The organism is Pleionea litopenaei (genome assembly GCF_031198435.1).
Taxonomy (GTDB): Bacteria; Pseudomonadota; Gammaproteobacteria; order Enterobacterales; family Kangiellaceae; genus Pleionea; species Pleionea litopenaei.
Genome location: NZ_CP133548.1, coordinates 1,176,664 through 1,189,489, shown reverse-complemented (window position 1 = coordinate 1,189,489; position 12,826 = coordinate 1,176,664). Strand labels below are relative to the sequence as shown.

The following is a 12,826-nucleotide window of genomic DNA, read 5'->3' as shown; positions in this document are numbered from 1 at the left end:
TAAGCGGTTGAGTATCAATGGCAAAGTTTGAAAAGCAGTTTGCTGCTTTTCAACCCTTGTTTTGCTATTTGGATTTTTTATCGCTCGAAGCGCTTTGATTGATTAGCTTGGATGCTTTGTCCCAAAGGGTATTCATATCGATGGGTTTAACAATAAAGTCATCGGCGCCTGCTTTGAGGAACTCATGCCAATGCGTAATTTGTACATCGGCAGTAAAAATTAAAACCGGGATATGACGATTCTTGGCGCGCTCAAATGCTCGTATCCGCTGAATTAATTCTAAGATTGCCATATCATTGATATTGGCATCAGCAATGATTAACTGATACTCATATTGCCTAATTTTCTCAAGGGCCACCTTGCCGTTAATAGCTGTGTCTACGGTTGCACCAATACTGTTGAGCATATCTTTGGTGACCAGTTGATCAATTGGATTATTTTCGATGACCAACACTCGTCCTGAAATTGACGGTGCACTCGATGTGATAGGTTCGCTGACAGCCGCATTCGATTCTTGATTTTTAATTCGAAATACAAACTCTAGCTTGAATTTTGTTCCTTGGTTGGGTGCGCTCGATACCTCAATGGTACCTTTCATTTGATCGGTTAACCGTTTTGCAATGGCCAGACCGAGCCCTGCATTGGCTTTGAAAGGTTGGTTGATGTCATGCGCAACGCCGAAAGAGTGAAAAAGCTTACCAAGTTGTTGTGCCGAATAACCGCTACCACTGTCAATAATTTCTAGAATTAAAAATATTTTATCGCCAGACTCTGTTCGTTTGCCCGACATTTTTACTTCAACGGTGCCATTTTCAGTATGTTTAAAAGAGTCGGTTAGCAGATGAGTGATTATTTTTTGAAATTGATATTCATCGGCAAATAAGAGTACTTCATTGAAAATAGGCTGAGCGTGTACATGTGTATCAATATTTTTTTCTGTTGCCAGTGCGATAAAGGGAGCTGCGCAACGATGCAGCATTCTCGCGGGATCAAAATAGTGTGGGGCCAGCTCAAGATCGTCATTTTCTAAACGAGCGTAGTCGAGAATATTATCAACCAATTCAATTAATCGCGTCGAGGCAACGAGACTGTTCTCAACATAGCGACGGTGCTTGGTTGATTTTACGCCTGACTCAAGCAATTGAAGACTTCCCATTGCAGCATTCATAGGCTCGCGCATTTCATAGCTCATTTGCGCCAGAAATTGACTTTTAGCTTTGCTTGCTTCGACAGCGTCAGTTCGCGCTTGTTCTAATGCCATTGCATGCTCTAGTTCTCTTCTTTTGGCTTGTTCTAGCGTTTTAGCCATGTCATTGATGTTAGACTCCAACACACCGAGCTCTCCGCCCGAGTATTCAGTGACACGGGCTGACAAAATGCCAGATTTGAATAGCTTTACCGTCTCTGAAAGTGACTTTACTGGCTTGAGTATCGAGCGAGAAATAAAAAGCGCGAGTAACGTTGCAAAAGCAAGACTGAGCAATCCTAGAAAAACCCCTCCAAGAATGGCTTCTAACTGGTCACTCTCAAGCTGTTTACTGGTTAAGCCGAGATGAATTCTACCTATCACTTTGTCTTTTTGTTGCTCTTCAACATTTGTCAGTGACAAACTGAACTCTGATGACTCCAACGGGACATCTTGAAGCTCTATTTGTGAGCTGAACGTAGAAATGTCTAAGTTCTCTTGCTCGTCGAGTAAACTCAAATTCTTGCGCGACAATAATAGCTCATTATCTTTGTCGTAGAACTCAACAAAGACCACATCGGACTCTTCTAAGATCGGCGTAACTATTTCTTCGAGTAAGGTAGGGTTCTTTATGAATACCGCATATTCACTGGCCGGACCTAATTGCTGAACTAACAACTCACCTTTTCGGTTTAACTGAGACTGAAGAGTGTCGAACTTCTCGTGTATAAAAAAGCCCGTTAATGCCAAAAACATAAAGACAGCAGGACCAAGACCTAGCACCATGGTACGTGTGAAAATCGACCATTTATTCATAGATCGCCGCCTCGCCAAAGTTAATTTCTGTGGCTTGAATAATATCCGTGTAATGACTTTCTGCTTTCACATCTAAATTTAGAGAGCGAGCAACATCGACATTAAAACTGACGCCAAAGCGCTTACTAAAATGTGTTTCAGGCAGTTTGTTGCCGTGAACAAAATAGAAGTTGATCGAGTCAACGAGTTCGTCAAGCAGCTGTTGCATCGACGTATAAGTTGTTGCAACACTGCCAGGCTTGATGAAATTCTTATCAGCGCCAAGTAAAAACTTATTATGACGGTACAGTGTTAGAAGAATCGATTTAATGGTATTTCGATTGTAAATTTTAGCATTATTGGTTGCGATCACTGCGTCTGTTCGATTAATGAGTTTGAGTAAACTCTTTGATAAGGATTCTTCTTCCGCGACAACTTCATATTCTAAGATCAGGTTTAGCTTAAATGCTAACTCACTCAGTAGTTTTATTTTATCTTGCTCATCCGGCGTCAGTAGAATGCCAAGTCGCCGACCTTTCGGGTAGAGCTCTTTGAACAACAGCATTTGACGCAAAATAGGGGCTTGATGGTAAATGGCTGAGCTTTGTGTTGGAGGAATATCTCTCGTTAAGTTTTCATAATCAAGTGGCGCAATCAACGTCGCAAGAATCTTACCTTTATATCCAGAAGCGATGACCTTTTTTAGAGGAACTATTCCAATAGTCACCACAAGACTATGATTGTCGGTGATCGGCAATTGTTTTTCATTGATAATAGAAATTGAAAATTGATTACTCAGCAGCTGCAAGTTTGTTGCTAAATGTTTGGCGAGCGTTTTGCTCACCGCTCGGTCATCATCAGATAAGATGATGACCGACTGATTGCGGTTTGATGTCGACGGCTGCGCGGATATCACTGTCGGTGATATTGCAACACACATTACGACTAATATTATGACCTTCCAGAGGTCTAAAATGGTACCCATCGACTATTATGAAATGGCCTTCCAAGACTCATTATTGTTAATAGTAAGAAGTGTATCACATGTTTGACCGAATGCTGACACGCTTTATCATAGCGTCCAATCAATCGGTGTCTGATGGTGTTTGAGCAATGCTTCATTGGTCGCGCTAAAATGACCGCTACCAAAGAACCCTCGATGAGCCGACAGTGGAGACGGGTGAGGGGCTTTTAAAAGAGTGTGCTTGGATGCATCGATTAACACTGATTTTTTCTGCGCATGTGAGCCCCACAGTAAAAAAACAACATGATCTGCATAGTCACTTAGCTTTTGAATGACGGTATCGGTGAATGTCTCCCAACCGCGATCTTTGTGTGAATGAGCTAAGCCTTGTTCGACCGTGAGCACTGTGTTGAGTAATAAGACGCCCTGTTTCGCCCATTGACTTAAATTTCCACTGTTGGGAGGGGCAATTGCTAGGTCGTTTTGCAACTCTTTAAATATATTGCGGAGACTAGGCGGGTGCGGGACCTTGTCTTGAACACTGAATGCTAAGCCGTGTGCCTGATTGGGGCCATGATAGGGATCTTGACCAAGTATAACGACGCGCGTTTTAGACAACTCCGTAAGACGAATCGCGTTGAATACGTCGGCGGCAGGAGGGTAAATGACTTTACCCGCACTGCGCTCAGCATCAACGAAAGCCATTAATTCAATAAAATAAGGTTTTGATTTTTCTTCTGCGAGCAAATCGCTCCATGATCCAATCATCATTTACACCAAGTTTTCTAACATGGCGCTATGTTACTGATAGGGATTAATTAGAGCAATGTTGAATGACTATATTTGAGTAGGAGATTTAGGGCTCAAGTAATCGCTGAATAGCTGGCTTGGACAAATATCTTGTCGTTCCATCTCAAAAGGACCGGTCCAGTCTTCTGGAGACTCGACTTCGACAGGGAACAACGCAAGCCAATCAGTAAAATCAAATGACTCTATTTCGCCATGGAAGTGTTGTAATTCGATTTTGTCGTCGGCCTCATCAATGGCAATGACTTCGACAGGATCGCTTGCTGAAGCAAGTCGATACCAGTGGCCGATATCAGCATTCAACATACCATTCTCTCCAAAAAACTTACTTATTTTTAGTATAGGTGCTGTAACCAAAGAGGCTCAGACTATTGTTTTTTTAACAAGGGGCTTTTTATGCAGTGGAGTAATCACTATAATACAGACCAACTGGTCTGTTGCTGATCTATTGAATTCATATTTATTGGGATCTAAGAAATGTTGAGTAAAAATAAAATCGTCTCCTTGATTGCCTCCCTAAGCCTAGGGATTAGTGTCTCAACGGAAGCCGCTGACATCGACTTTTCTGCAGTGTCGGGGGCAGAAGTACGCGCATTTACTGATTCGGCCACTCAAGGCCAAGACGACTGGGGCTTGTCGGCGTATTTTGAGCCGGAGTGGTACTTTAAACTGGACGACTCAGTATTCAATTTAAAACTGTTTGTTCGTGGTGACTCCATGGACTCTGAGCGCAGCCATGGCGATATTCGAGAAGCTTATTGGCAGACGGTTGGTGATGAATGGTCGTTGACCTTGGGTGTTAATAAAGTATTTTGGGGCGTTGCTGAGAGTCAACACCTCGTTGATATTATTAATCAAACGGACCAAGTCGAGAATATTGACGGTGAAGATAAACTTGGTCAGTTAATGATTAATTATAACTGGGAAAAAGATTGGGGCACTCTCTCGCTATACGTCTTGCCAGGATTTAGAGAACGTACGTTTCCTGGTGAAGAGGGGCGCTTACGTTTTGAGATACCCATAGACTCTGACGAGGCCCTTTATGAGTCGAGTGCTGAAGAATATCATACGGATATTGCGCTGCGTTTTAGTAAGGTCATCGACGCTTGGGATCTCGGCTTTTCTCTATTTCATGGAACGAGTCGAGATCCACTATTAGCTTTGGATCTGACAACCGGAAGCCTACAACCTTATTACCCGCAAATCAGTCAGTTTGGTGTAGATGCTCAAGCGACCATTGGCGCTTGGTTATGGAAAGTTGAGTATATCTACCGTAGCGGATTTAGCTTCCCCGGAGATAACGAAGAGGGTGATTATCACGCTGCAGTAGCGGGATTTGAGTTCAGTCAATATGGTATCGCTGACTCGGCTATCGATTTGGGTTGGGTATTGGAGTATCAATACGATGAACGCTCACGCTTAGGCAGTGCTGGTTTTTCAATAGAACTGAGTGATGTAGTGATTGGTGCTGCTCGATTCACTTTTAATGATGTTCAATCATCTGACTTATTAGTTGGGCTAGGCATCGAAGTCGATAATGATGCACGCTTTCTATCGATTGAAGGCTCTCGTCGAATTGGAGATGATATGCGAGTAAGCATCGAAGGTCGAGTGTTTAACGGAATTACCGATGATCCTACCTTATCGTTATTTTATTCTTATCGAAACGATAGCTTTGTGCAGTTAACCTTAGAAAAGTTTTTCTAAGGTTGACGTTTAATTTCCATTTGAACCAACTGGGTAAAATAGTTTTCTTCCTTGCCCAGCAATGAGCGATAAATCTGTTGGTAAGCGAGGACATTTTTTACATAGTTTCGAGTTTCTTTGTAGGGTAATGTCTCAATCCAAATATCGACCGGAATGGCTTCTTCATTTTGTGGAAGCCAATCGGCCACCTTGTGTTTACCCGCGTTATAAGAAGCGGTTGCTAAAACTTGGTTTCCGTGATGTTCAGTAATTAAATATTTAAGATATCGAGTACCCAAAGTCACGTTGGTTTGGGGGTCGGTGAGTTGTTCTTTTTGTGGAACGGGTAACTGTTCTTTTTTTGCAATGTATTGTGCCGTGTAGGGCATCAATTGCATTAACCCCATAGCCCCCACGCGCGAGTGTGCATCGGGCATGAAGGCACTTTCTTTACGAGCAATGGCCAACGGAAAGGTTACATCGATATCCGCGTCTTTTGCTGCATCCGCTAAGACTTGTTGATAGGCCAATGGAAACCGCATGTCGACGCTGTCGTACAACCCGGCTCTCGATAACCCAAAAATAACCTGTTCGTGCCATCCCCACTGATGAGCAAGAGCGGCTAGATGTTTTCGTTCGATCGCGTTGTGTTGAGCTTTCAGATGGTTCCATTCGCGCCGCGCTGAGAGATGGCGGTTTAAGCGCCACAATTCATAAGCTCTTTTCGCAGCAGGCTCATTGCCTAATTGCGCAATCATTTGCTCGCTAAACGGATAGGGATTATTCTCTAAATTGGGGCTAATACCTAAATGAGCACTCGCAAGGAACCCATAGTAACTTCTACGTTGCGATAAGGTCGCCAGTATTTGCACTGCCTGGTGAGTGTTTCCAAGATAACTTTCAACGCGAGCCTGCCAATACAACCAATCATTTTCAGACCCTTCAGGTGCCGGTGTTTTTGCCAGCCAGCGTTGCAGTTCAGACCAGTTTCGTTGACGCAACTCGTGAGCTAGCTTCCACCGCAATAGCAATTCATCGGATTGACTGTAGTCAATGTTGTTTAGCCACTCGGACGCTCTAGGGTGATTTTTTGAAGCCAACGAAAGAGCAATATTTCTAGCGAGTGCAACTTTATTATTGTGAGTGATGGCTAAATCTGAATTTAAATTCTCATAAATTTCTAATGTTTCATCGGGTTTAGACCAAATATTTTTTGATAACACTATGGCGGCTATTTCAGCAATTTTCTGCGCATCGACACCCTTTGGTAGACCCTTACTAAGTCGCTTGGGTTTCATATAGACTTGTAACGCGTAGCGAGCGGTGGTTTGCTCGGCATTAGAGAGCTTACTGGTCAAGTATCGGGTTAAGCCGTAATTGTTGGACTTAATGGCCAGTATCAGTCGCTCCCATATAAGCTTATCGGTTAGAGCGCCATGTTTAGCCATTTGTTGAAAGACAGGATCACAGGCATCAGGACGTGATTTTCCGTATCGCCAAATGGACTTAGCTTGGTTAATGATATCTTGGCGGTTCTCTTTGGTTTTAAAGCGGAACCTAAGCCAGTGGCATTGCAAAGTGATATCTGAAGTCGGTCGGTAGTATGTCAGAAAAAGAAACGTTTGATCATGGCGAGCGAGTAAATACAAAAACTTGGATCGTACGCGAATGGCGACAGGTTGATTGTCGTATCGGTCGAGAAAATCGGTGACTAATGAGCGATTCTTTAAACTCATTCGGTCTAAAAGATAATCTCGCTCTAAGTAGGGCGCTAACACATAATCGGCTAGAGACGCTTGAAGTTGCAAGAACTCTTTATCGCGACCATGACGAAGATGATCAAGCGCTTGCAAGTATTGCTCTCGTTGACGCAATAAATCTGGCGTCTCGATAGGCTGTTCAGAACCGGTTATTGAAGTTAATTGTTGCTGAGACTCACTTGACTGCTCTGATTTTTCTGGTGAGTGCGAGTTTTTGGTTGGGAGCAGGTTTAATTCATCGGCAAAAAGTGATGAGAAACAGAAAGTGACCAGAAAGATTAACTTGAACGGTCCTGAGCTAAGCCTTTGCGGAATTGTTATCTGCTTCAAGTAGCTGCGCGGGCTCTTAAGCCATAACACCTGTTTAAACCCGAAATGTCGAAACATTGTAAGCCTACTGCCTGCCATCAAGTTTGAACTGCCAACTGGGTTGGATGAGAATCGCTGAAATCGTAAATCGGTCACCAGTGCACGAACTTATTTCGAGTCTTTTACCAAGAGAAAGTTCCTCTTGAAACTAAGGTTCCACATCAAACCGACAATTTTCCAAATTTCTTCGATATCGAATTGCCATTGCTCTCTGTATAATATAGCGCAAATTAGATCACAAGCATAAGAATGCTCAGGAATTAAACCTTCATGTCGATATTACGAGGTGAACAACTAGGTCTCGCATTTGGGACACATGTTCTACTAGACAACGTCAGCTTCGCGGTTGAACCTGGCGTTAAAACCGCGATTGTCGGACGCAATGGCGCCGGTAAATCTTCTCTGTTGAAGGTTATTGCCGGCAAAATGCAAGCAGACTCTGGCCAGTTACAATGCAGCAAAGGGGTTCGCATTCGATATTTGGCTCAAAGTTTACCTGAAGTAGGGGAGCAAACCGTCTTCGACTATGTTGCCGAGGGCGTCGCTGATCTGAGGGATGCTGTAGAGCGTTATCAGTATTTGTTGTCTGAACAAGGTTCAGAGCATGAGATTAATCAATTGCACGATTTTCTCGATCGAACTGGCGCTTGGCATTGGGAACAGAAAGTTGAGTCGGTGCTGTCGCGGCTTGATTTATCGGGTGACTCTAAGGTCAGCGCATTATCAGGCGGCTGGCGGCGGCGAGTCGCATTGGCAGAATGCTTGGCGGCGGAACCTGACTTACTATTGTTAGACGAACCAACCAACCATCTCGATTTAACAACGATCGAATGGCTCGAAGAGGTGTTAAAGCAGTATCGGGGAGCTCTGCTACTGATTTCTCATGATCGTCAGTTTATTGATGCAGTCGTTGATAAAATCTGGGAAGTGGATCGCGGAAACATTCATAGCTTTCCTGCCCCTTACGATGATTACGTCGCAGCGAAAGAGTTGCAATTAGCGGAAGAAGAAAAAGTAAATGCTGAATTTGATAAGCGTTTAGCCAATGAAGAAAAATGGATTCGTCAAGGTATTAAAGCGCGTCGTACGCGCAACGAAGGTAGGGTTCGAGCGTTAAAAAAACTCCGCCAAGAGCGACAGCAACGTCGAGAAAGACACGATACGGCCCAATTAGCGATCAAAAGTGGTGGAGCCTCGGGTAAGCGAGTGGCCGTGCTTGATAGCGTGACCATCGCTCAAGCCGATAAAGTGTTGATTGAAGATTTCAATGCGCAGGTACTTAAAGGCGACAAAATTGGCATTTTAGGTCCCAATGGCTGTGGGAAAAGCAGTCTAATCAAGACGTTGCTGGGGGAGTTGGCTCCGATTAAAGGCACTGTAGAGTTAGGCACGCAACTGGATATCGCCTATTTTGATCAAATGCGATCTCACATTAAGCCGGATTTGTCCATTATGGATAACCTTGGCGAAGGGCGAGACTTTATTGAAGTGAATGGCGAAAAGAAGCATGTAATCAGCTATTTGTCTGACTATGGCTTTGGACCTGAAAGAATGCGAACGCCCGCGAGTTCATTGTCTGGCGGAGAAGTGAGTCGTTTGGTGTTAGCCAAGCTCTTCACGCGTTCTGCAAACCTATTAATTCTGGACGAACCGACGAATGATCTCGATATTGAAACTCTTGAGTTGTTAGAAAGCCAACTCGTCGAGTTCAAAGGCACGGTAATCGTCATTAGCCATGACCGACGTTTTCTTGATAACGTCGCTGAGGCTTTATGGGTATTTACCGGGGAGCATCGGATTGTCGAGATTGCGGGTGGTTTCACCGATTATCAAAGATACCGGTTGGCACAGGAGCAACGGGCTGTTAAGTCGAAATCTGTTGAGCAAGAATCAGCAAATGCTTCTAAGAATAAAAAGCTCGAAGAAAGTCCTAAAAAGACCGCGGCGGTTAAACTATCGTATAAGTTCCAAAGAGAGCTCGATGCGCTGCCAGCATTGTTGGAGCGGCTTGAAACAGACATTTCAGACCTAGAGATACAGGCTGCTTCCGCTGAATTTCAGTCAAAAGCACCAACGGAGATGCAAGCGCATTTTGAGCAACTAGCCGTTTTACAGCAACAGCTTGAGCAACAATTGGACCGATGGGAAGAGTTAGAAGCGATGAAATCTGGCAACTGATCAGAGCAGTTAAGCGGGTAGAAATACCGACTTAACTTGCGTCTGCTGAATGAAACGCGAGATAATCAGCGCTAAAGAAAAATATAAATGGTTCGATATAGATCCTACGATCGTTTCGACATTGAACACACAGAGTACAGATAAGAGGTTTATTTGTTTATGGCAAAGGGTACAAAATACACGGCCCGAGAAGCAGATGAAAATGGCTTTATCCACTATACTCAAGACGAACACGCAGTTTGGGGTGAGCTCTTCGAGCGCCAAATGGAGATTATTCAAGGTCGTGCTTGCGATGAGTACATGGAAGGTATCGAGAAGCTAGGCATCACGGCGGACAAGATTCCACAGTTAGAAGACGTTAATCAAGTTTTACGTAAAACAACTGGTTGGGAAGTTGCCTGGGTTCCGGCACTGATTCCATTCACTAAATTCTTTAACTTGTTAGCGAATAAGAAATTCCCGTGTGCGACGTTTATTCGTACTCGTGAAGAGATGGACTATTTGCAGGAGCCCGATGTTTTTCATGAAATTTTCGGACATTGCGCGTTGTTGACCAATCCGTATTTTGCCGAGTTTACTCACACTTACGGCAAACTGGGTGATCAAGCTGAGAAAGAGTATCACGTATGGTTGGCGCGTTTATATTGGTTTACCGTTGAATTCGGCTTAATGAATACACCGAATGGCCGTCGTATTTATGGTGGCGGAATTTTATCGTCGATTGGCGAGTCGCAGTATGCCTTGACTGATGAACCAGAACATCGCCCGTTTGATATTATGACGGTGCTGCGAACTCCTTATCGTATCGACATTATGCAGCCGATTTACTACACGATTGATGGAATGAAGCAATTATTTGAAATTGCTAATATGGATATCATGGCTCATGTGAAAGAAGCGAAGCAGCTTGGGTTATTTGAGCCTACCTATCCACCGAAAGAAGACAAGCTAGCAAGCTAAGATGTCCAAAAAAGCCCTCTCAATGAGGGCTTTTTTATCTAACCTAAGAATTTCCGCGTACAAAGGAAGAGTTCAAAGGAGATTCTATGTTGATAAAAATTAAGATTGCGAGCGTATTTGTTCTTTTAACCACCTCATTGATAAGTTCAGCCAGTGAACTTAAAGGTCAATTGACGCTAGCCGATAGTGTTAAGGTGGACGTGGGAGTGATTTACTTGAAACCTGAATCCTTCTCACCAAAGTCCCTAATAATTGATCAAACACAAAGAATTTTTCATGAACCCGTCTATGTCACTCAGCCTGGATCAAAAGTGACAATAAAAAACAGTGATCGCAGTCGACACAATGTGTTTATTAATAATTTGCAGACAGACTTCAAACTTAACACAGGTATTTTGAGACGTAATGAGAGCCGCGAATATCAAGTTGATTGGCCAACGGAGCACATTGCCAGAGTGGGCTGTTTTATACATTCAACGATGATTTCTTATGTAATATCGATTCCCAGTAACGAATATGACGCATTGGTCTTCAATAATAATAACCCGAAAGTTCCTTTTAAAGTCGCTCCGGTTGATTATCCATTTTCTATCGAGTACGCGAAGAAGCCCGAGGTGATTTATCTTGCATTGCCGTATCGAAATGTGGATCCGATTGACTATTCAAAGGGTGTTCACAAGATCACTGAAGAAGGGCGTGAAATAGGTACCATCACTTTCTTCTAAGCTGGGCGTGACTCCCAGCGTAGAAGAGCGAAGTTAGGGTTATTAGATAGGGTTATTAGGAAAAGTTATTCTACAAAGCTATTCGATAATATCCGCGTGCATTGGTGCAAGTTTTGCTAAAAAGCGATTTTGGCTAGCAAACGGTACATTATGAGTGTGCATACTCTTTCTGACGGCTTCAACAAGAGCATTGAAGTGTTCACGTTTGATATTAAGTCCAACGTGAGAATCCTTCATTGAAGCGCCATCATACTTACATGGGCCGTCAAGCACGTCACAAAACTGTAGGACCAGTTGTTCCTTGATAAATTCGTTATCAGTTTCTTGGAAAAACGAATTGATTCTTTGATCGTTTAAAATATGTTCGAACGCAGTATCGACAATAGTGGTGAGGCCCTCTTTTCCTCCAAAGGCTTTAAAGTCATCACTTGCAAATAAAGGTTGAGTTGAAACTGCGAATACTAGAATTAATAGTTGAATTGTGGTTGATATAGGTTTCATAAGACTCCCCTAAAACTGAATTGAGATACTGGCATAGTAACCAGTTTGATCGGGTTGCAGCGCTATCTCGCCCAGAGAAACGTAGGCGACCGTTAAGCTCACATGCTTACTGGGGTTATACAAAAGAAAGAGATCTTGCCAGTCTTCTTGTTTAGCAAAGCTTAGGTTGTCAGGACTTGCTTTATACTCGTAGCCGAGTGCTAAATTATCGTTCAGTAGATACGCCAGAGAACCCTCGAACAGCCATTCCTTTTTCGACTCTTTATCGCCGCCGAATCCCAGAATTCCGTTTTGATTAGCGCGAGTATTACGTAGATTTAAATTTAACAGTAATGATTGACTTAAGAATAGTTTTGAAGCACTGACAAAAACTTCTGAATCGTCGTCGGATTGGCTACCAATTAAGTTGAGTACAGCGGCATTATCACTGGATTTTTCCGAATAACCTATTGCTATCTGTGGGAGCCAGCTGTCTTGATCCAAAATCGCATCGCCCATCAATCTGAGCTTTAACGAGGTGGTCTGGTTTTTAAACGTATAGCCTTCACCCAGACCAAGTTGCGCGCCAACGTCCTGTGTATCGAACTCGCTTTTGGAGTGAGACAGTTCGATACGATTGTAAAAGCCTACTAAGACGGATTGTGTTGAGAGTTTAAAGTCACTGAGTTGTACCTGGGAGAAGTTTCCCGCAGCACCTATTTGGTCCTCGGTGCCGTAACCTCCGATGATCGCTGAGTGGCTGATTCCCGCGCCAGCGACGCCGTCAATATTGGGTATTAAGCCGGTTAAATTGAGTTTACCACTACCTGCGAAGTCAGTGTTACTGTCGGCATGAAGTGAAAGGTGAGTGCAAATTAGAGATGTTATTAAAAGTGATTTTATAGTCATAAGTGTC

At 43.4% G+C, this 12,826-nt stretch carries 11 protein-coding genes; 4 read left to right on the top strand and 7 right to left on the bottom strand.

Translation table 11 applies throughout. The annotated features are described in order from the left end of the window. Positions 1–64 precede the first annotated feature (64 nt). The 4 genes from Q9312_RS05250 to Q9312_RS05235 form a co-directional block, all read right to left on the bottom strand. On the bottom strand, positions 65–2,002 hold the full coding sequence (locus Q9312_RS05250; RefSeq protein ID WP_309203536.1) for a response regulator: 1,938 nt from the start codon (positions 2,000–2,002) through the stop codon (positions 65–67). Next, a complete protein-coding gene (locus Q9312_RS05245) occupies positions 1,995–2,966 on the bottom strand; it encodes a hypothetical protein (protein ID WP_309203535.1) in 972 nt (323 codons plus the stop codon). Before Q9312_RS05245 ends, Q9312_RS05250 begins: the two co-directional genes overlap by 8 nt. A gap of 87 nt (positions 2,967–3,053) precedes the next feature. Then, positions 3,054–3,716 (bottom strand): uracil-DNA glycosylase, encoded by a 663-nt coding sequence (gene ung / locus Q9312_RS05240; protein WP_309203534.1) that lies wholly within the window; start codon positions 3,714–3,716, stop codon positions 3,054–3,056. A gap of 66 nt (positions 3,717–3,782) precedes the next feature. Continuing rightward, complete coding sequence (locus Q9312_RS05235; RefSeq protein WP_309203533.1) at positions 3,783–4,058, bottom strand: DUF6763 family protein; 276 nt, start codon at positions 4,056–4,058, stop codon at positions 3,783–3,785. Positions 4,059–4,229: 171 nt separating this feature from the next. Between Q9312_RS05235 and Q9312_RS05230 the strand changes: the two genes are divergently transcribed. Beyond that, on the top strand, positions 4,230–5,459 hold the full coding sequence (locus Q9312_RS05230) for a hypothetical protein (protein ID WP_309203532.1): 1,230 nt from the start codon (positions 4,230–4,232) through the stop codon (positions 5,457–5,459). Here Q9312_RS05230 and Q9312_RS05225 read toward each other — a convergent pair. After that, complete coding sequence (locus tag Q9312_RS05225; RefSeq protein WP_309203531.1) at positions 5,456–7,585, bottom strand: transglycosylase SLT domain-containing protein; 2,130 nt, start codon at positions 7,583–7,585, stop codon at positions 5,456–5,458. The genes Q9312_RS05230 and Q9312_RS05225 overlap by 4 nt on opposite strands. A 252-nt stretch (positions 7,586–7,837) precedes the next feature. On the opposite strand from Q9312_RS05225, the gene Q9312_RS05220 reads away from it, so the two are divergent. The 3 genes from Q9312_RS05220 (at position 7,838) to Q9312_RS05210 (ending at position 11,430) form a co-directional block, all read left to right on the top strand. Beyond that, positions 7,838–9,745, top strand: coding sequence for an ATP-binding cassette domain-containing protein (locus tag Q9312_RS05220; RefSeq protein WP_309203530.1), 1,908 nt, complete (start codon positions 7,838–7,840; stop codon positions 9,743–9,745). A 159-nt stretch (positions 9,746–9,904) separates the two neighbouring features. After that, positions 9,905–10,705 (top strand): phenylalanine 4-monooxygenase, encoded by an 801-nt coding sequence (phhA, locus tag Q9312_RS05215; RefSeq protein WP_309203529.1) that lies wholly within the window; start codon positions 9,905–9,907, stop codon positions 10,703–10,705. Between the two features lie 86 nt (positions 10,706–10,791). Continuing rightward, a complete protein-coding gene (locus Q9312_RS05210; protein WP_309203528.1) occupies positions 10,792–11,430 on the top strand; it encodes a cupredoxin domain-containing protein in 639 nt (212 codons plus the stop codon). A 78-nt stretch (positions 11,431–11,508) separates the two neighbouring features. Here the strand turns inward: Q9312_RS05210 and Q9312_RS05205 are convergent, their stop codons facing one another. Both Q9312_RS05205 and Q9312_RS05200 read right to left on the bottom strand, forming a co-directional pair. Beyond that, complete coding sequence (locus Q9312_RS05205; protein ID WP_309203527.1) at positions 11,509–11,931, bottom strand: group I truncated hemoglobin; 423 nt, start codon at positions 11,929–11,931, stop codon at positions 11,509–11,511. Between the two features lie 9 nt (positions 11,932–11,940). Further along, entirely contained in the window at positions 11,941–12,819 is an 879-nt protein-coding gene (locus Q9312_RS05200; protein WP_309203526.1) for a DUF3034 family protein, read from the bottom strand. Positions 12,820–12,826: the final 7 nt, after the last annotated feature.

Excerpts from the sequence above, each read along its gene's own strand:
- Q9312_RS05250 (WP_309203536.1), bottom strand. The coding sequence starts at position 2,002 with ATGAATAAATGGTCGATTTTCACACGTACCATGGTGCTAGGTCTTGGT.
- Q9312_RS05245 (WP_309203535.1), bottom strand. The coding sequence starts at position 2,966 with ATGGGTACCATTTTAGACCTCTGGAAGGTCATAATATTAGTCGTAATG.
- ung (WP_309203534.1), bottom strand. The coding sequence starts at position 3,716 with ATGATGATTGGATCATGGAGCGATTTGCTCGCAGAAGAAAAATCAAAA.
- Q9312_RS05235 (WP_309203533.1), bottom strand. The coding sequence starts at position 4,058 with ATGTTGAATGCTGATATCGGCCACTGGTATCGACTTGCTTCAGCAAGC.
- Q9312_RS05230 (WP_309203532.1), top strand. The coding sequence starts at position 4,230 with ATGTTGAGTAAAAATAAAATCGTCTCCTTGATTGCCTCCCTAAGCCTA.
- Q9312_RS05225 (WP_309203531.1), bottom strand. The coding sequence starts at position 7,585 with ATGTTTCGACATTTCGGGTTTAAACAGGTGTTATGGCTTAAGAGCCCG.
- Q9312_RS05220 (WP_309203530.1), top strand. The coding sequence starts at position 7,838 with ATGTCGATATTACGAGGTGAACAACTAGGTCTCGCATTTGGGACACAT.
- phhA (WP_309203529.1), top strand. The coding sequence starts at position 9,905 with ATGGCAAAGGGTACAAAATACACGGCCCGAGAAGCAGATGAAAATGGC.
- Q9312_RS05210 (WP_309203528.1), top strand. The coding sequence starts at position 10,792 with ATGTTGATAAAAATTAAGATTGCGAGCGTATTTGTTCTTTTAACCACC.
- Q9312_RS05205 (WP_309203527.1), bottom strand. The coding sequence starts at position 11,931 with ATGAAACCTATATCAACCACAATTCAACTATTAATTCTAGTATTCGCA.
- Q9312_RS05200 (WP_309203526.1), bottom strand. The coding sequence starts at position 12,819 with ATGACTATAAAATCACTTTTAATAACATCTCTAATTTGCACTCACCTT.